We start from the raw sequence: 16,989 nt of genomic DNA, 5'->3' as shown, positions 1-16,989 counted from the left end.
CTGACGTCCGCGTCGATCACGCGTACCCCGACAACCGCACTCCGGCCCCTCGGCCTCTACCTCCCGTCGAACCCCGCTCTCGTTGACGCCCGGGTTCACACACCCAAGGACTTTCTCCTCATGTCGATCTCCGCCGTTCTCGACCGCCCCGCGACCACCGCCGTCCGTCCCGCCACTCCCCGCGCCACGGCGGGAGTGACGAGCGCCGCCCCCGCGGCACGTCCTGCCGCGCCCGCGACGACCGCCCCGCGCGGATTCGCCCTCTACGTCGGCATCGACGAGGCCAAGGCCGCCGCCGCGGGCGTCAGCCTCGGCACTCTCGTCGAGGCTTTGCGCCGCACCCTCGGCGAATTGGCCCCTGCCGCCGAGACCTACGCCACCGTCGCCCTCGCCCCCGTCGGCTCAGGCGGCCGCGATGTCGATGTCGTGCGCCTCGCGCTGCACGAGCCGTCCGCCGTCGCCCGCACGAAGGACAAGCCCGCTGAGGAAGATCGCGCGCCTGGCGGTGTCGTGGTCGACATCTCACGCAAGCGCGTCCTCATCGACGGCGAATCGGCCGCCTTCACGTTCAAGGAATTCGAGCTGCTGCAGTACCTCGTGCTCCGTGAGGGTCGCACGATCGAGCGCACCGAGCTCGTGGCATCACTCTGGGAGGGCTCGACCGACGACGAAGCCCCGGGTGAGCGCACCATCGACGTGCACGTGCGCCGTCTGCGGGCGAAGCTCGGCGTGTACGAGGACATCGTGCGCACCGTGCGCGGCGTCGGGTACCGCTTCGACCGTCACGCCGACGTGTCGATCCGCTACGGCCACGGAACCCCTTCGCCCGACCGCTTCTGAGCGGCGGCTCGACCGGTCGGCCGCGATCGCCCCGGATGCCGCGTTGTCGGTGGGGCGACGTAGGGTGTCGGCATGAGATCGACCGGGGTGCGCACGCGGCAGATACCGCGCGAGCTCGCCGCCTCGGTCGAGAAGCCGGTGGAGTCCGAGTACCGACCGACGGTTGCCACGGACGTCGGTCGTGCCGTCCTCGCTCAGCGGCACGGCCGCAACGACCCGACATTCACCGCGTCGACCCCTCTGTCGGCGGGAGGCATCGTCTGGCGGGCCAGCCGCACCCCGCTGGGCGTCGCGACCCTCGCCCTGAGACAGAGCGCGGCCGGTACCGTCCGGGCCGCGGCCTGGGGGCCGGGCGCCGAGTGGGCCCTCGACCAGGTGCCGGCCTTGTGCGGCCGCGATGACGATACGGACGGCTTCGACGCGTCGCGGCATCCCTCCGTCTCCGAGTGGCACCGCCGGCACCCCGACCTGCGCATCGGCCGCACCGACCTCGTCTTCGACGCGCTCGTCAGCGCGATCATGGAGCAGAAGGTCACGAGCATGCAGGCCTTCTCCGCGTGGCGGAGCATCGTCACCTGGTACGGCGAGCGCGCACCCGGGCCGACCCCGCGCCCGATGTTCGCCCCACCGACCGTCGACGGCTGGCGTCTCATCCCCTCGTGGGCGTGGCATCGCGCAGGTCTCGAGCCGCCGCAGTCCCGCACGATCGTCGAGACGTCCCGTCGAGGCGCCTCGATCGTGCGCGCGGCGAGCACGGCCGCCGACGGCGAGGCCCGCGACCGCGTCTTCATCAGCCTCCGCGGCGTGGGCATCTGGACGAGTGCCGAGACGCGCATCCGCGCTTTCGGCGATCCGGATGCCGTGAGCGTCGGCGACTACCACCTCGCTCACCAAGTCGGTTTCGCGCTCACCGGGCACCGTACCGATGATGACGGCATGCTCGAGTTGCTCGAGCCCTTCTCTGGACACCGCCAGCGCGTCATCCGTCTCATCTACGCCGGCTCCGCACTCGAGCCGCGCCGCGGCCCCCGACTCCATCCCGAAGACCACCGAGACCGCTGAGCGAGCTCACCGTGCCGGGTGACAGTCTCGGCTCGACGGTGCACACTGGCGGCATGACAACCGCACTGGTGGCATACCTGCAGTTCCGCTCCTGCACGCGCGAGGCGATGGAGTTCTACCATTCGGTCTTCGGGGGCGAACTCGACGTCGCGAGCTTCGACGACTTCCAGATGCCCGTCGGCGAGGGCGAGGGGCATCTCGTGATGCACGCGCGACTGCGGACGCCCCGGGGTTTCGTCCTCATGGCCTCTGACACGCCCTCGGGGATGGATGTCTCCCCCGTCGGCGGCTTCTCTCTGGCGCTCACCGGCGACGAGGAGGACACGCTGCGCGAATGGTTCGACGCTCTCGCGGCGGGCGGCCGGATCGACATGCCGGTCGACGTGCCGCCGTGGGGCGGGCTCTACGGGACGCTCGTCGATCGCTTCGGCGTCGCGTGGATGGTCGCCGTCGGCGAGGGCGACTGAGCACTCCCCTAGGCTGGGCGCATGACGCAGACGGGAACCGGCTGGCCGCGAGGGCGCACCTACTGGGTGCTCGGGAGTCTGCTGCTCCTCGGGCTCGGCGTGCTCTTCGGACTGGTGTGGCAGAACGTGTGGCTCGGCATCGTCATCGCCGCCGCGGTGTCGGTGGGATGGCTGATCGCTTACGAATCGAGCCGCGGCCGCAACGTCGGCGTCAACGACGAAGACAACGGCATCCACCTCTGACGACGCAACGCGAGCACGGCGCCGGCGGGCCCGACCCGTCGAAGTGGACCGCGACCGGTGGACGCCGGCCGGATCGCACGGACGGCCCCTAGGCGCGCCCATCGGAGACGTACAGTTCGCACTCCGCGTCGTAGTAGTCCCTCGTAAGGCCCGCGGCAGACATTCCGATGCGCCCCGCCACGCCACCGGAGGCGGTGTTCGCCGGGTTGGTCACGGCGACGACGCGATCGATGCCGTGCCGATGGGCCAGGGAGAGCACCGCGGATGCCGCCTCGGTCGCGTACCCGTGTCCCCAGGCATCGGGGTGAAAGTGCCAGCCGAGCTCGATCTCCTCGTCGCGACCGGTCGCGACGGCCTCCGACCACGGGATGCGCTTGAGCAGCACCGAACCGATCCGCTTCCCGTCGGCGGTTTCGACGCCGCGCACGCCGAGAATCCCCGCGCCCATCCCCTGCCAGCGGTCGAGCAGGACGTCGACCTCGGCGGGATCCGTCATGACCTGACCGTCGGCGAGATACCGCCGCACCTGGGAACGACGGTACATGTCGAAGAGGAAGGCGCGATCGTCGTCGGAGCGCGTCCACTCGCGCAAGACCAGACGCTCGGTGGCGAGGTGCGTGCGCCGCATCGGCACGTGCGGGATCCCGTCCTCGGCGAAGGGCGCGCCCGACACGACGAAGCCGAACCGCCCGTACCAGGGAGCGAGGTGGGCCTGGGCATCCAGCAGGATCGGGATGCCGGGGGCCTCGGCATCCAGCACCTCGATCGCCGCTCGCATGAGCTGGGCGGCGATGCCGCGGCCTCGAGCTTCGGGGGCGGTGGCGACGCGACCGATGCGCGTGTTGGCGGGCTCGCGGAGCACACGGAGCGTCGCGAGGACCTCGTCGCCGTCTGCGGCCCAGAGCAACTCGGCGCCGGGTTCGATGTCTCGCCCGTCGATCTCGGGGTAGGCGGCCTCTTGCTCGACGACGAAGACGGCCACGCGCATCCAGAGGATGCGGTAGAGCGTGAGCGGGGCGATGTCGGCGACGGGCGAACGGTGCACGGAGACGGGCATCCTTCGACCGTACAACGCTGCCCCCCTGGGCTCGCTCTCGGCCCGCGCCTGCTCGCGGAAGGCCCCGACGACCAACACGTGAGACCGGTGGATGCCGCCGATGGGCGACCTACCGAAGATGCTGATGGAGCCGGCGACCGCCCCCGTGTCTTGGCTGCTCGGGCCGAGAGGACAGACTGGACACATGGCCTCGATCCTCACCACCTCCGAAGAGTTGCACGACGCCCTCGCCACCGGCCGCTACGACGATGGCGGACCGGTCCGCCTGCTCGACGTGCGGTGGCGCCTCGACCGCCCCGACGGGCGCCCGGACTACCGCTCGGGCCACATCCCCGGGGCGCAGTACGTCGCCCTCGATCACGACCTCGCCGACCATGACGCTCCCGTCACCGAAGGTCGGCATCCGCTCCCCTCCATCGACGATCTGCAGGCGACGGCACGTCGATGGGGGATCGACGCCGGCGATACCGTCATCGTCTACGACGACGCGAAGAACATGGCGAGCGCCCGGGCCTGGTGGCTCCTGCGCTCTGCCGGCTTCGCCGACGTGCGTCTGCTCGACGGCGCCCTGCGCGCGTGGATCGATGCGGGTTACGAGACGGAGGAAGGGGATGCCGCGACCCCGGCACCCGGATCCGTCGAACTCTCCTACGGGGCACTCCCGTCGCTCGCGCTCGACGACGTCGCCGGATTCGCGGAACACGGACTGCTGCTCGACGCGCGGGCGGGCGAGCGCTACCGCGGCGAGACCGAGCCGATCGATCCGCGCGCAGGCCACGTCCCGGGAGCGGTGAGCGCACCGACCACCGAGAACACGAGCGAGGACGGACGGTTCCGTTCGCCCGAAGACCTGCGGTCGCGGTTCCGCATGCTCGGCGCCGAGGACGGCATGAGCGTCGGCGTCTACTGCGGGTCCGGGGTCACCGCGGCGCACCAGGCCGTTGCGCTCAGCCTCGCGGGCTTCGAGCCTCGACTGTTCCCGGGCTCGTGGAGTCAGTGGTCGAACCACCCCGAGCTGCCCGTGGCGACGGGGCCCGAGCCTCGTTAGAGCGGTCGCGCAGCTCCGTCACGGCGGCCGCACTGCACGAAGGCGGCTGAGCCTGCCGGGGCACGGGCTCCGCGGCTACGCCCAGAGGTCGCTGACCGGAATCTTCGCACCGAGCACGTTCTGCGCCGCCCGGTGCCCCGACAGCAGGGCGCCGGGGACGGTCGCGGGATCGTCGCCCCACGTCGCCTCACCGGCGAGGTGCAGGACGCCGTCGACGGGCTCCGCGAGATCGTCGTGGTCGGCGCCGATCGAACCGGGGAGCATGAACGCGTACGAGCCCCGCGAGAACGGATCGTCCTGCCAGCGGGTGACGATCGCGCTCGTCGGGTCGGGCACGGCCTTCCCGTACAGCCGCCGCAGTTGCGTCAGCGTCGAGGCGACGATCTGCTCGTCGCTCCAGGTGCGCGTGGCGACCGCGGCGGGGCCGGCCGCGAAGGTGAGTAGCGCCGGCTCGTCGTGGAGTCGTCCGAGGTCGTACCAGGAGTGCCACCACTCCCCCTCGTCGCCGAGCTGACGGATGCCGTAGACCCCGGCATCCCAGAATCGTTCGGCGAAGCGCAGCACGACCTTCTCGAACGCGTTCATGCGAAGCAGACCGAGGGCTCGCCGATGCGCCTCGGGAAGAGGGGGCTCGATCATCAGATCGCCCGCATGGAGCACGCCGACGGGTACCGTCACCACGACCTCGCGCGCCGCGAGAGCTCCGCGGTCGCTCTCGACGACGACGCCGGCGCTGGAGCGCTCGATGCGCGACACGACGTGCTCGAGGCGGACATCGAGGCCTGCCGCCAGATTCGTCGCGAGCTCGTCGTACCCGCGGGGGAAGACCACTTCGTCGCCGTCGACGGTGTCGTCGTCGAGGCCGTGCGCACCGAGCGCGCTCGCGCCGACGCCGTACTGCTCCTGGGCCCGGCGTTCGTTGTACTCGCGCACGCGTTCTTTGCGCTCGTCATCCCACTCCTGCGCGGCCAGGGCGCGCTCGACGGCCTCGGCGTAGGTCGCCTCGGAACCCGCCTGGGCGATGATCTCTGCGAGTGTCGCATTGAGCGCGCGGATATCGGCGGCGTACTGCCGTATCGCATCGGTGCCGAGTCGACCTCCGCGCGCGTCGAAGTAGGCCAGCGGCCGGGAGTCGGGCTGGTAGCCGCCGACGGTGAACTCGATCATGGGCATGCCGAAGGCGCGGGCCGCGGCGGCCACCGGACTGTCGTTGATGCCGTGGATCCATGAGGCACCGCGGTCGGTGACGTGCCCGCCGGAGCGATCGGTGAAGACGCGTCCGCCCACCCGGTCGCGGGCTTCGAGCACCACGACCCGGCGCCCGCCCCGCGCGATCAGGCGAGCGGCGGCGAGTCCCGCCACCCCCGCCCCGACGACGACGGTGTCGACGGTTTCCATGGGTCCTCCCGCGTGCTCGGTGTTGCGGCGACGCTACTGCGGGCAGCGGGGTCCGGGCATCCGCCACCCCGGCGCTCGGGAGGGGCAGGACTGGACGCGGTGTACAGCCCCTCTCGGCTCAGGCGACGGGCGCTTCTTCGTCGCGGCGCGTGGGCGCGAGGCCCCGGCGGCCGTAACGCAACCAGAAGAACAGATAGCACAGACCCACGAACGGGATGCCGAAGTACAGCGCCGCGACCTGGTTCGGGTCGAACGCGATCGCCACGATCGACGCGGTGAGCAGCACGAACGCGAGGATCGGGACCAGCGGGTACAACGGCGTGCGGTACGCGAGGGTCGAGAGGTCGCCGCCCTCGCGCAGGAACGCGCGCCGGTGGAAGAACTGCGCAGCGACGATCGCCATCCACACCGCCACGGCCGCGAACCCGGCGATCGACACGAGCACGATGTACACCGTCTCGGCTGCGACGACACTCGTGATGAGCGAGACGAGGCCGATCGCGAGGCTGACCACCAGAGCCACCATCGGGATGCCACGGCGCGTCAGCTTCGTGAACGCCCGCGGCGCATATCCCTCTTCGGCGAGCGAGAACAGCATGCGCGCACAGGAGTACAGGCCGCTGTTGCCGACCGAGAGCAGGGCGGTGATGACGACGAAGTTCATGATGTCGGCGGCATACGGCACCCCGACGATGTCGAAAACCTCGACGAAGGGGCTCTCGCTGACGCCGGCTTCGTCGTACGGCAACAGGGCGGCGATCACGACGATCGACCCGACGAACAGCACGAGCAGGCGGAGCACCGTCGAGCGCAGGGCCCGCGGGATGTTGCGGGCGGGGTCCTTCGTCTCACCGGCGGCGACTCCGACGATCTCGGCACCGCTGAAGGCGTAGAAGACGGCGAGCGAGGTGATGAGCACGCCGCCCAGACCGGCGGGCAGCAGCCCCTCGGGCGTGACGAAGTTGCTCAACAGCACCGCTTCGTGCGGCTCGGACGACAGAGGGGTGAAGCCGAAGATGGCCATGCCCCCGAGGACGATGAGCGCCACGATCGCGAGCACCTTGATGAGGGCGAACCAGAACTCGGTCTCGCCGAACACCCGCGCCGAGATGGCGTTGAGGGTGAACAGGATGGCGGCGAAGACGACGCACCACACCCACACATCGACGTTCGGGAACCACCTCTGCATGAGGATCCCGGATGCCGTGAACTCCGACCCGAGAGCCACGACCCAGCACAGCCAGTACAGCCAGGCCGTGGCGAAGCCGGTCGCCGGCCCCATGGTGCGCGCGGCGTAGATGTGGATCGAGCCCGACACGGGGTAGGTCACCGCGAGCTCGCCCAGGCACACCATGACCAGCCACACAACGAACGCACCGAGCAGGTACGCGAGCACGGCGCCGAGCGGACCCGCCTGCGCGATCGTGTACCCCGAGCTGAGGAAGAGTCCCGACCCGATGACGCCGCCGAGGGCGATCATGACGAGGTGGCGAGCATTCATCGCCCGACGGAGCTGCCGCGACTCGGACGACCCGGCGGTCTCGACGGAGGGACCCGAGGGTCGGTTCATGAGGGATCTCGCATTCGTCCTCGAGCCCGCGCGTTCGGGCGACCGCAGGTCAGAGTAGTTCATGAGCGCTGGCTACGCTGATCGAGGCGCGCGCACCGAGTCCGGAAGGTGCGACAGGAAGGACGCCGTCATGGCCGAACGCCCCGACCGCACCGACAGCGGCACCCTCGCCGAGGCGAGCCTCGCCGTGCACGGCGGCAAGCTGCTCGACAGCACGAGGGCGCTGCGCACGCCGCTGGTCATGTCGAACTCGTACGAGCTACCCGAGGACCCGAGCGAGATCAGCTGGTCGGCCACCGCGCCCGGGCTCTACACGCGCAATACGGGCGTCAACCAACTCGCGCTGGAGCGCAAGCTCGCCGCCCTCGAGGGCGGCGAAGAGGCCGTGGCCCTCGCCTCGGGCGTCGCCGCGCTTCACGCGGTCTTCTTCACGCACGTGAGCGCGGGCGATCACGTCGTCGTGAGCGATGTCGTCTACGAAGCGACCTGGCGTCTGTGGACCGAGCTGCTCCCCCGGCGCTACGGCATCCGGGCCACCTTCGTGGACATCTCGGATCCGGATGCCGTCCGCGCGGCCATGCGACCCGAGACACGGCTCGTGTGCGTCGAGGCGATCGCGAACCCGACGACGAAGGTGACCGATGTCGCGGCCGTCGCCGAGATCGCCCATGCCGCCGGGGCCCTGCTCATGGTGGATTCGACCTTCACCCCTCCGCCGTTCTACCAACCGCTGGCGGACGGCGCCGACCTGGTCGTGCACTCGCTGACGAAATACATCAACGGACACGGCGATGCGATGGGCGGGGCGGTGATCGGAAGGTCCGAGCTGATCGAGCCGATCAAGGCCGACGCGATGGTCGACGTCGGCGGGGTGATCTCGCCCTTCAACGCGTGGATGATCGAGCGCGGATCGGTCACGCTTCCCCTGCGCCTGCGCCAGCACCTCTCGTCGGCGGAGCGAGTTGCCGCATTCCTCGACGCCGACCCGCGGGTGGCGTTCGTCGCCTACCCGGGGCTCGAGTCCCATCCCGAGCATGGGATCGCGCGACGCCAGTTCGGCGGGCGGGGGTACGGCGGAATGCTGGCCTTCGCCATCGACGGCGGTCCCGAGGCGCAGAACCGCTTCGTCGCGCACCTGCGGTTGATCACCTCGGGCTTCTCGCTCGGGCACGACGACAGCCTGATCGTGCACACCGCCGCCGACGGGCCGCGAACGGCGACCTACCCGGAGGAGTTCCGACGGTACGGACACCTGCGCCTGTCGGTCGGGCTCGAAGATCCCGACGACCTCCTCGCCGACCTCGCGGCGGCGTTGGAGGCGTCGGAGGTCTGAGCGCTCAGGCGTCGGGGAACAACTCGTCGATGGTCGTCAGCACGCCGTGGTCGAGGTGGGAGGGGGCACGGTATCGGGCGCGCGCGACGACCTCGGGATGGGCTTCACGCATCGCGTACGACCAGTCCGCGGCATCCAGCATCTCGAGATCGTTGAGGTAGTCGCCGAACGCCGCCGTCTGCGCCGACGTGAGGCCGAGGGCCTTCTGAAGGCGGCGAAGGGCCGCGCCCTTGTCGACGTCGACGTTCATGATGTCGACCCAGTGGCGCCCCGACACCACGACGCGGTGCGTACGGGCGATCTCATCCAGGGCGGGCGCGACGCTGTGCTCGGCCACGGCGAAGTCGTAGATCGCGATCTTGAGAACGTCGTCGTCGACCGCGAGCACGTCGTCCACGGCTTCGAGGGCCGCGTAGTACGCGTCGGCCTCGGCACGGAAGGCATCGTCTGTGCGCTCGATGTACGCCGAACGCTTCCCGCACAGCACGACACCCAGTTCGTACCCCCGCTGACCCAGGTCGCGAAGGTGCCGGATGACGCGCTCGACGACGACGCGGTCGATGCTGTCGGACGACACCTCGACGCCCTTGCTCACGACGTAGGCACCGTTCTCGGCGATGAACGTCATCTCACCGGCCGCGTCGCCGAACGAGCGCTGCAGTGTGGCGAGCTGTCGCCCCGAAGCCGGCACGAAGGCGACCCCGCGCTCCGCCAGGCGCGGCAGGAGCGTCCAGAGTGGTGCGGGGATGTTCCCCTCACCGTCGAGGAGGGTGCCGTCCATGTCGACGGCGATGAGGCGGATGTCGTGGGGCACGGTTCCATCCTCCCAGGCGGCTCACCGATGTCCGGGCCCGAGGCGCCCGACGTGGGGCTCGAGGTGGGTCCCGACACGGGGGTGACACACGGGTGAGCAGGCGGTGCTGATTGACTCGAGGAATGAGCCTCGAGCGGTGTCGACCGACGGACGTCGACGCATTGACCGACTTTCTCGCTGCCGTCGACCTCACCCTGAGCGGCCTGGATGCACCGACGGTGCGGCTCTGGATCGAGCGCGACGCCACGGGGACGGTGACGGGAAGCACCGGGTACGAACTGAGCGGCGACGGCCGCCACGCCCTGATCCGCAGCGTCGCCGTCAGCCCGCACGCGCGTTCTCGGGGGCGCGGGACCGGGCTGGCGCGCTTCGCTCTTGCGCGGGCCGCCGACGAGGGCGCGTCGCGGGCGTGGTTGTTCAGTCGGCGCTCGGGGCCGTTCTGGAGGAGCCTGGGCTTCGTCCCCGCCGATCGAGACGACCTGGTTGCGGCGCTGGCGGACACCCATCAGGTGCGCCTGTTCTCGAGCACGGGCCAGCTGGACCGTGAGGTGGCATGGTCCCGCGCACTGGCTCGAGGGGAGTCCGACGGAAGGCCTGACCACGGACGCAACCTATGAAACAGAGAAGAACGCTGCGACACCCTTCCGCACCGTTACCTCACCGTTATAGAGTGCTCGCACGGTAGTTGTTTTGCTGTGGCAGCTGCCGACATGTGATTGCAGGACACTCTGGTGCAGGAAAGGGCCGGTCGGGAATCTCCCGACCGGCCCTTCGTCCGTTCCGTGCCCGCCGTCACCCCTGCGTCGGCGCTCACAAGGCAGGATGAAGACGTGAAGGACGACGACCTGACCGAACCCGACGGACGCCTCGTGCTCGTGCGCCACGGCGAGACCGAGTGGAGCCGCACGGGCAAGCACACGGGACTCACCGACATCCCCCTCACCGAGACGGGCGCCTACAAGGCCGAGCTCGCGGGCACCCTCCTGGCGACCCGCCATTACGACCTCGTGCTCACGAGCCCTCTGGAGCGCGCCGTCGAGACCGCCCGTCGTGCGGGGTACCCCGGCGCACAGCCGGAGCCGCGCCTCGTCGAGTGGGATTACGGCGCGTACGAGGGCTTGACCACGCCCGAGATCGTCGAGCAGCTCGGTCGCCCGTGGACGATCTGGCAAGCGGGCGCCCCCGCCGGGGCCACCCCGGGCGAAACGGTGGAACAGGTCACGGCTCGCGCCGAATCCCTCCTCGACGACCTCCGCCCGCGCGTGCGCGCGGGAGAACAGGTGCTGGTGTTCTCCCACTCGCACTTCCTGCGCGCCCTCGCGGGCACGTGGCTGGGTCTGACGGCCGCGGGCGGCCGGTACTTCGTGTTGGGCACTTCCGCGGTCAGCGAGCTCGGCTTCGAGCACGGCTCCGAGGTCATCACGCAGTGGAACCACGTGCGCGGGCGGTGATGTAAACCCAGCGACCGGTATGAGTGATGGCGTGCGCGTGTATCGCGGGTCGCTAACCTGGCGAAACCACGTCGCTGGACCGATGGGAAAGTCTTGACAATTCTCCGTGCCCTCCGAGACCTCAGGTCCCGAGGAACCGTCTTCGTACACAGCGACGCCGCACTAGCGGCCACCGTCGCGCAACGCCAACAAGACAACCTCGCGGCGGGACTGAATCGAAGGAACCCGGTTCACATCCCGGCGAAGGCGCTCGTGGCCCCTGCGAACGGTATTCATGGCGCGATGCGCCTCCGCCCCATCGATGCTCTTCTTGAACTCGCTCGCGGCACGGCACTACGCGCCGACCGCGAGATCGCCGCGTTCGCCGGCACGTGGGCCGCCCTACGCTACCTCGGGCTGATCTTGAGGGACCATGCGACCGACCGCTTACAGCTACACGTCGACACCATGGCCCGGATCGGGCCGAACCAACGCAGGGTGGTCTCGGAAGAGCTAGGGGTGGGTTTCGGCATCCTGGTCGCGAAGCAGTGGTGCCTCGAGCGGAACCCCGGCACAAGCATCGTGACCGCGACGGATTTCGACATCGCCGTCCACGGAGGGCTCGTTCCCCAGCTCACGCTCGCGGATCGGCAACCCGACTACGTGCTGTCGTATTCGACACCGGCGAGCGCTGGGGCCAACATCTACGAGTTTCTCGAGACGAAGGGCACCGCCAGCTCCCCCAACGCCTACACGCAACTCGGTCGCGCCGTGACCCAACTCGCCGCCCCCACGATCGCGGGCGCTCCCGTGACGGGTCTCGCCGTATCGACCGTGTCGACGACAGAGGAGATTTCGGCATACGCGGTCGACCCTCCTGAACGACCCGTCGTGTGGCGTGCCGTCGAGGAGAAGCTTCAGCGTTCGCGAGAACGCCCCGCCTCCCCGCGAACGACGCACACCTCCATCAACCTGGACCCCGACGAGTTTCTCTCCAACGTCACCAACACCGAGTATGCGAGCCTGGCTCGGTATGCAGGCTTAGACAGCGCCGCGGAACGTTGGCTGCCATCGCTTCACACCTCAAGGCGCCCAGGCCCTGCGCCCGGCGAGATACTAAGCCTCGACGGACAGACGTATCGGGGCAGCAGCCAACGCTTCACCCTCCCGAACGGCCAAGGACAGCTGCGCGTCTTCGCGGGCGTAGATACCAACGTCGCCGATGCACTTCGCTCTGCAGACCTCGATGCGGCGCGCCAAGCCCAACGTGAGTACGCGGAGAATCGCCAGGAGGAGGCTTCGTTCGACGCAAACACGCCGACTAACGCCACAGCGACATCCTCGGAAGGCGCTGTCCTGCGGATCTCGCTCGACTGAACGCGGCCACGTGTCGCTGTGTCCGCGAGATTGCCGGCGGAGACAGCGGATCGCGAGAAAACGGATCACGAAAATATAACGACGCCCTCTTCCCCTCCGTTACCTCACCGTTATAGAGTGCAAGCACGGTAGTTGTTTTGCTGTGGCAGCTACCGACATGTGATTGCAGGACACTCTTGGTGCAGGGACAAGGGCCGGTCGGAAGCCTCTCCGACCGGCCCTTACTCTTGCGTCACACGCGGGACGAACGGGTTGCCGACGGCTCTACGCTGAACGTATGACCGATCGCCGTCTCGCCGTGCAGGCCTGGGAGAGCCTCTTCCGCGCTCAGCACGAAGTCTTCGAAGACATCCGGTCGGATTTCGACAGCACCGAGTTGACCCAGGCGGAGTACGACGTGCTCCTCACCGTCACGCGAGCGCCTCGCATGACAGCGCGCTTGCGCGACGTGACCGGCAACATGCTCATCAGCCAGCCGAGCGTCTCGCGCCTGGTCGAACGCATGGTCTCCCGGGGGCTGCTGACCAAGTGCGCCGACCCCGAGGACGGGCGCGGCTCGTTGGTGACCGCCACCGAGAACGGCGCCGTCATGTTCCGCCGCCTCGCCGCCGCGCACGGCCGCTCGATCGCCGAGCGCATGGCCCGTCTCGACAACGACGAGCTCGCGCAGCTCCACGTGCTCACCGCGAAGCTGCGCGGACGGGACTGACCCCCGGTCGGTGCACTTCAGCACTCGATGACGTTCACCGCGAGACCGCCCTCGCTGGTCTCCTTGTACTTCGTCGACATGTCGATACCGGTCTGACGCATCGTCTCGACCACGGCATCCAGCGACACATAGTGCGACCCGTCGCCCCGCAGCGCGAGCCGCGCCGCCGTCACGGCCGTGGATGCGGCGATCGCGTTGCGCTCGATGCAGGGGATCTGCACGAGGCCGCCCACCGGGTCGCACGTGAGCCCGAGGTGATGCTCCATCGCGATCTCGGCGGCGTTCTCGATCTGCCGGTTCGTTCCGCCCATCACCGCGGTGAGGCCCCCGGCGGCCATCGCGCACGCCGAGCCGACCTCCGCCTGGCACCCGCCCTCGGCGCCGGAGATCGACGCGTTGGCCTTGAAGAGCGACCCCAGCGCCGTCGCGGTGAGGAGGAACCGGCGGATACCGCGTCGGCGGTTGGCCTCGGCCACGTCACCGTCGTCCCATCCCGCCACTTCGCCGCGCGTCACCGCGTGTCCGTCGTAGCCGAGCAGTGCACTGCCCACGAGCTCGCCGTAGGGCGTGACAGCGTTGCCGGCGCCGAGACCCGAGTCGGCCAGGAACCGCCACCAGTACATCGCCACCGCGGGCAGGATGCCCGCCGCGCCGTTCGTGGGCGCCGTGACGACGCGCCCACCGGCGGCGTTCTCCTCGTTGACCGCGAGGGCGAAGGCGCCGAGCCACTCCCCCGGAAGTTCCCGGTGCCCCTCGGCCTCGATGGCATCCAGCTGCCCTCGAATGACCGCGGCTCGCCGTTTCACTTTCAGGATGCCGGGGAGCACGCCGTCGTTCTCGAGCCCCGCAGTCACACACGCCGCCATGGCGTCCCAGATGCGGTCCAGACCCGCCGCGATCTCTTCGTCCGAGCGGAGTGCAGCCTCGTTCAGGCGCGCCGCCTCGGCGATCGTGATGCCGCGCTCGTCACACAGCTCGATCAGGGTCGCCGCGTCGTCGAAGTCGAGCGGCACCGGCGCTGCGGCCACGCGCGCCGGCTCGCCCTCACGGCGGATGAAGCCGCCGCCGATCGAGTAGAACGTGTCCTCCGCGACGACAGCTCCCTCGCTGTCGCGGGCGATGAGCGTCATCGCGTTCGGGTGGCCGGGCAGGCGCGTGCGTGGCTCGAGAACGATGTCGGTCTTGCGGAACGGTATCCCGTGCCGGCCCGCGAGCGCCAGGCTCTGCCCCTCGGGCCAATCCGACCACGCCCGCCGGACGGCATCCGGATCGACGGTCTCGGGATCGAGACCCTGCAGACCCGCCACGACCGCGTCGGGGGTGCCGTGGCCGATACCTGTCGCACCGAGCGAACCGTAGAGGGCACACGAGACGGATGCCACCGTGTCGAGGACGCCGTCGTCCTCGAGTCGCGCGACGAAGTGGAGGGCGGCCTTCATGGGGCCGACGGTGTGGGAGCTCGAGGGTCCGATCCCGATGGAGAACAACTCGAACGCGGAGGTGTATGCGCTCATGCGGCCAGCGTACGTCGCGCCCCGTCAAGACACCTGGTCGCCACCGCCGCGCCACGCCCGGGATGCACGCCGTTCCGGGCCGATTAGACGTCTCCGTCGGCCCCGGCTATGCTGGACCACGGCCTGCGCGCCGTTTCGCGCGGAGGCCCTGCGCCCGTAGCTCAATGGATAGAGCATCTGACTACGGATCAGAAGGTTAGGGGTTCGAGTCCCTTCGGGCGCACACTGTGTTGAGACAGTAAGAGAAGCCCTGGCGTGAGGAAACTCCGCCGGGGCTTTTTCTCTGCCCGGATGCCGAGACCCCGGCCGAGCCACGAGCCCTCAGGCCTCGTCCGGGTGTGCCGCGCGCGGGAACGGGGTCAGCGCGCGGTGGATTTCTTCTTCTTGCCGCTCTTGCCCGATTCGGCTGCGTCGCTCGGCTCCTTCGCCTCGTCTGCAGCGGCGCGATCCTTCGCCCGGCGCTTCGCCTGCGAGGCGAGGCGGGCGAGGTCGACCATGCGAAGGGCGTCCATGCGCGCCTTGCGCATCTGGGCGTACTCGGGATCGGCATCCGCCGTCATGCCCTCGACGTCGAGTCGTTGGCTGAGGTTCGCCTCGACATCACCCCAGGCGGCGATCCGCGCATCGCCGACCAGCGCCTTCACCCGCTCGGGATCGTCGGCGAGCGCACGCAGTTCTTTCGCGACGCCGCGGGACTGCTTCGCGCGACGACGAAGGTTGCGCGTGTCGCGGTCGCGGTAATCGTGGGTGCCCGACGAGTCGGAGAACCGGCCCCAGGCGCGCTTGCGCTGATGCGTCACGCGCTCGGCCGCCTGGTCCTGCTCGTCGGCGAGAGAACGCAGCGTCTCACGCGCCAACTCGGCGAAGACCTCGCCGTCGAACTGACCACCGCGAGCGATCGTGTCGACGAGGATCCGGTTGCGCACGGCGAGCCGCGCCGCGGCTGTCGCGATCGACAGTCCCTCGGCGATGGCCTCCTTCGTGCGCCCCACGTGACCTCCCCGTCCAGGCTATCGCCCGGGGCGCATCGGCCGCTCAGGTGAGCTTCGCCACGACGGTTTCGATGCGACGGGTGCGGGTGTCGGCGGTCTTCGCTGCGGCGACGTTCGTCACGTGCGCCTTACGCGCGCTCGGCGAGAGTGCGTCGAACGCCTCGCGCACGCCCGCGGAGCCGAGGGCCGCGGCCAGGTCGTCGGGCACCTCCACCGTGCGGGGCACCGTGTCGAGGGTGAGCTCGACGGAGATGGCATCCCCTCCCGACAATCCCGTGGCGGCGCGTTTATCGGCGGAGAAGGGGATGAGCGATTTCCCACCCATCGCTCCGATCGTGCTGGGGAAGGTGAACCCGTTCACGTCGACGACGACAGCGGCACGCTTCCCGCCGCCCAGACCGTCGATCACCTCGGGCGGTACCTCGATCCCCGTGTTGTTGCCCATCTGCCGCAGGGTCGTCTCGAAACGCATGGCGAGAGTGTGGCAGACAACCGACTATGTGAACAGCAGCCGAAATGCAATCCCCTCCGCCCGCACGGGGGGTCTGTCTATCGTCTCTTCTGTTGCGGAGGGCCTCGGAGAGTACTCGGGGGCCTTCTGTCGTTTCCGCGCTCATAGCGGACATAACCGGTGCGCGCAAAGCCCAATCCGAATTGAGCATTGTCTCCGAAGATGTGGTGAAGCGACCGGACGGTCGCTGCCAACAATCTGGGAGGTTCATCATGAGCTCGTCACCCAACCGTCTCGTGGCCACCGTCTTCGGCGCTGTCTACCTGCTCGTCGGTCTGCTCGGCTTCGCCGTCACCGGCGGGGTCGGTTTCATCGCGACACAGGGCGGACTGCTCCTCGGCATCTTCGAGGTCAACCCGCTGCACAACATCGCCCACCTTCTGATCGGTGCCGCGCTGCTGGTCGCCGGTCTGGCCAACGCGCGCGCCGCCAAGGGCGTCAACACGACCGTCGGTGCCGTCTACCTGCTCCTCGGTATCGTGGGCTTCTTCCTGGTCGGCACCGCCGCGAACATCCTCGCGCTGAACGTGCCCGACCACTTCCTCCACCTCGCCAGCGCCGTCGTACTGCTGGGTGTCGGCCTCGGCACCGAGCGCAACGTCCCGCGTACCGCGGCGGTCTGAG

General features: G+C 69.4%; 18 protein-coding genes and 1 tRNA gene. 12 read left to right on the top strand and 7 right to left on the bottom strand.

Going from position 1 to position 16,989, the window contains the following annotated elements:
* Positions 1-120: 120 nt before the first annotated feature.
* The 4 genes from MTE01_RS11160 to MTE01_RS11145 all read left to right on the top strand — a co-directional run bounded on the left by MTE01_RS11160 (position 121) and on the right by MTE01_RS11145 (position 2,612).
* Positions 121-840: a winged helix-turn-helix domain-containing protein gene (locus MTE01_RS11160; RefSeq protein ID WP_141377536.1), complete on the top strand. Its 720-nt coding sequence runs from the start codon at positions 121-123 to the stop codon at positions 838-840.
* A gap of 72 nt (positions 841-912) precedes the next feature.
* Positions 913-1,902: a DNA-3-methyladenine glycosylase family protein gene (locus MTE01_RS11155; protein WP_141377534.1), complete on the top strand. Its 990-nt coding sequence runs from the start codon at positions 913-915 to the stop codon at positions 1,900-1,902.
* A 53-nt stretch (positions 1,903-1,955) separates the two neighbouring features.
* Positions 1,956-2,369, top strand: coding sequence for a VOC family protein (locus MTE01_RS11150; RefSeq protein ID WP_141377532.1), 414 nt, complete (start codon positions 1,956-1,958; stop codon positions 2,367-2,369).
* Between the two features lie 21 nt (positions 2,370-2,390).
* A complete protein-coding gene (locus MTE01_RS11145; protein WP_103205829.1) occupies positions 2,391-2,612 on the top strand; it encodes a hypothetical protein in 222 nt (73 codons plus the stop codon).
* Positions 2,613-2,700: 88 nt separating this feature from the next.
* Here the strand turns inward: MTE01_RS11145 and MTE01_RS17465 are convergent, their stop codons facing one another.
* The gene (locus MTE01_RS17465; RefSeq protein ID WP_170210684.1) at positions 2,701-3,669 is read right to left on the bottom strand and encodes a GNAT family N-acetyltransferase; all 969 of its coding nucleotides are present in this window, start codon (positions 3,667-3,669) and stop codon (positions 2,701-2,703) included.
* Between the two features lie 184 nt (positions 3,670-3,853).
* On the opposite strand from MTE01_RS17465, the gene MTE01_RS11135 reads away from it, so the two are divergent.
* Complete coding sequence (locus MTE01_RS11135; protein WP_103205828.1) at positions 3,854-4,717, top strand: sulfurtransferase; 864 nt, start codon at positions 3,854-3,856, stop codon at positions 4,715-4,717.
* 75 nt (positions 4,718-4,792) lie between these two features.
* Here the strand turns inward: MTE01_RS11135 and MTE01_RS11130 are convergent, their stop codons facing one another.
* Together MTE01_RS11130 and MTE01_RS11125 are read right to left on the bottom strand one after the other, a co-directional pair.
* Positions 4,793-6,115 (bottom strand): flavin monoamine oxidase family protein, encoded by a 1,323-nt coding sequence (locus MTE01_RS11130; protein WP_141377530.1) that lies wholly within the window; start codon positions 6,113-6,115, stop codon positions 4,793-4,795.
* A 118-nt stretch (positions 6,116-6,233) separates the two neighbouring features.
* Positions 6,234-7,685, bottom strand: coding sequence for an amino acid permease (locus MTE01_RS11125; protein ID WP_141377711.1), 1,452 nt, complete (start codon positions 7,683-7,685; stop codon positions 6,234-6,236).
* 130 nt (positions 7,686-7,815) lie between these two features.
* On the opposite strand from MTE01_RS11125, the gene MTE01_RS11120 reads away from it, so the two are divergent.
* Complete coding sequence (locus MTE01_RS11120) at positions 7,816-9,018, top strand: trans-sulfuration enzyme family protein (protein WP_141377528.1); 1,203 nt, start codon at positions 7,816-7,818, stop codon at positions 9,016-9,018.
* A gap of 4 nt (positions 9,019-9,022) precedes the next feature.
* On the opposite strand, the gene MTE01_RS11115 is transcribed toward MTE01_RS11120, so the two are convergent.
* Entirely contained in the window at positions 9,023-9,832 is an 810-nt protein-coding gene (locus MTE01_RS11115) for a Cof-type HAD-IIB family hydrolase (RefSeq protein ID WP_281285410.1), read from the bottom strand.
* 122 nt (positions 9,833-9,954) lie between these two features.
* Here MTE01_RS11115 and MTE01_RS11110 point away from each other — a divergent pair, with 122 nt between their 5' ends.
* The 4 genes from MTE01_RS11110 to MTE01_RS11095 all read left to right on the top strand — a co-directional run bounded on the left by MTE01_RS11110 (position 9,955) and on the right by MTE01_RS11095 (position 13,348).
* A complete protein-coding gene (locus MTE01_RS11110; RefSeq protein ID WP_141377526.1) occupies positions 9,955-10,449 on the top strand; it encodes a GNAT family N-acetyltransferase in 495 nt (164 codons plus the stop codon).
* A gap of 213 nt (positions 10,450-10,662) precedes the next feature.
* The gene (locus tag MTE01_RS11105) at positions 10,663-11,283 is read left to right on the top strand and encodes a histidine phosphatase family protein (protein WP_116239313.1); all 621 of its coding nucleotides are present in this window, start codon (positions 10,663-10,665) and stop codon (positions 11,281-11,283) included.
* A gap of 93 nt (positions 11,284-11,376) precedes the next feature.
* Positions 11,377-12,639: a hypothetical protein gene (locus MTE01_RS11100; RefSeq protein ID WP_141377524.1), complete on the top strand. Its 1,263-nt coding sequence runs from the start codon at positions 11,377-11,379 to the stop codon at positions 12,637-12,639.
* 277 nt (positions 12,640-12,916) lie between these two features.
* Positions 12,917-13,348 (top strand): MarR family winged helix-turn-helix transcriptional regulator, encoded by a 432-nt coding sequence (locus tag MTE01_RS11095; RefSeq protein ID WP_141377522.1) that lies wholly within the window; start codon positions 12,917-12,919, stop codon positions 13,346-13,348.
* Between the two features lie 17 nt (positions 13,349-13,365).
* Here the strand turns inward: MTE01_RS11095 and MTE01_RS11090 are convergent, their stop codons facing one another.
* Positions 13,366-14,862, bottom strand: coding sequence for an L-serine ammonia-lyase, iron-sulfur-dependent, subunit alpha (locus MTE01_RS11090; RefSeq protein WP_103205821.1), 1,497 nt, complete (start codon positions 14,860-14,862; stop codon positions 13,366-13,368).
* A 150-nt stretch (positions 14,863-15,012) separates the two neighbouring features.
* Here MTE01_RS11090 and MTE01_RS11085 point away from each other — a divergent pair.
* A tRNA-Arg gene (locus tag MTE01_RS11085) sits at positions 15,013-15,085 on the top strand.
* A 136-nt stretch (positions 15,086-15,221) separates the two neighbouring features.
* Here MTE01_RS11085 and MTE01_RS11080 read toward each other — a convergent pair.
* Positions 15,222-15,854 carry an asparagine synthase gene (locus MTE01_RS11080; protein ID WP_103205820.1) on the bottom strand — a complete coding sequence of 211 codons (633 nt, stop codon included), beginning with the start codon at positions 15,852-15,854 and terminating at the stop codon, positions 15,222-15,224.
* A gap of 43 nt (positions 15,855-15,897) precedes the next feature.
* The gene (locus MTE01_RS11075) at positions 15,898-16,326 is read right to left on the bottom strand and encodes a YdeI/OmpD-associated family protein (protein ID WP_141377520.1); all 429 of its coding nucleotides are present in this window, start codon (positions 16,324-16,326) and stop codon (positions 15,898-15,900) included.
* Between the two features lie 251 nt (positions 16,327-16,577).
* On the opposite strand from MTE01_RS11075, the gene MTE01_RS11070 reads away from it, so the two are divergent.
* On the top strand, positions 16,578-16,988 hold the full coding sequence (locus MTE01_RS11070; protein ID WP_103205818.1) for a DUF4383 domain-containing protein: 411 nt from the start codon (positions 16,578-16,580) through the stop codon (positions 16,986-16,988).
* Position 16,989 lies beyond the last annotated feature (1 nt).

This window comes from Microbacterium testaceum (assembly GCF_006539145.1).
GTDB classification, from domain to species: Bacteria; Actinomycetota; Actinomycetes; order Actinomycetales; family Microbacteriaceae; genus Microbacterium; species Microbacterium testaceum.
The sequence above is the reverse complement of the archived record's forward strand: the minus strand, read 5'-3'. Positions and strand labels throughout refer to the sequence as shown.

Excerpts from the sequence above, each read along its gene's own strand:
- MTE01_RS11135 (WP_103205828.1), top strand. The coding sequence starts at position 3,854 with ATGGCCTCGATCCTCACCACCTCCGAAGAGTTGCACGACGCCCTCGCC.
- MTE01_RS11090 (WP_103205821.1), bottom strand. The coding sequence starts at position 14,862 with ATGAGCGCATACACCTCCGCGTTCGAGTTGTTCTCCATCGGGATCGGA.
- MTE01_RS11130 (WP_141377530.1), bottom strand. The coding sequence starts at position 6,115 with ATGGAAACCGTCGACACCGTCGTCGTCGGGGCGGGGGTGGCGGGACTC.
- MTE01_RS11125 (WP_141377711.1), bottom strand. The coding sequence starts at position 7,685 with ATGAACCGACCCTCGGGTCCCTCCGTCGAGACCGCCGGGTCGTCCGAG.
- MTE01_RS11095 (WP_141377522.1), top strand. The coding sequence starts at position 12,917 with ATGACCGATCGCCGTCTCGCCGTGCAGGCCTGGGAGAGCCTCTTCCGC.
- MTE01_RS11120 (WP_141377528.1), top strand. The coding sequence starts at position 7,816 with ATGGCCGAACGCCCCGACCGCACCGACAGCGGCACCCTCGCCGAGGCG.
- MTE01_RS11145 (WP_103205829.1), top strand. The coding sequence starts at position 2,391 with ATGACGCAGACGGGAACCGGCTGGCCGCGAGGGCGCACCTACTGGGTG.
- MTE01_RS11070 (WP_103205818.1), top strand. The coding sequence starts at position 16,578 with ATGAGCTCGTCACCCAACCGTCTCGTGGCCACCGTCTTCGGCGCTGTC.
- MTE01_RS17465 (WP_170210684.1), bottom strand. The coding sequence starts at position 3,669 with ATGCCCGTCTCCGTGCACCGTTCGCCCGTCGCCGACATCGCCCCGCTC.
- MTE01_RS11155 (WP_141377534.1), top strand. The coding sequence starts at position 913 with ATGAGATCGACCGGGGTGCGCACGCGGCAGATACCGCGCGAGCTCGCC.
- MTE01_RS11150 (WP_141377532.1), top strand. The coding sequence starts at position 1,956 with ATGACAACCGCACTGGTGGCATACCTGCAGTTCCGCTCCTGCACGCGC.
- MTE01_RS11160 (WP_141377536.1), top strand. The coding sequence starts at position 121 with ATGTCGATCTCCGCCGTTCTCGACCGCCCCGCGACCACCGCCGTCCGT.
- MTE01_RS11075 (WP_141377520.1), bottom strand. The coding sequence starts at position 16,326 with ATGCGTTTCGAGACGACCCTGCGGCAGATGGGCAACAACACGGGGATC.
- MTE01_RS11110 (WP_141377526.1), top strand. The coding sequence starts at position 9,955 with ATGAGCCTCGAGCGGTGTCGACCGACGGACGTCGACGCATTGACCGAC.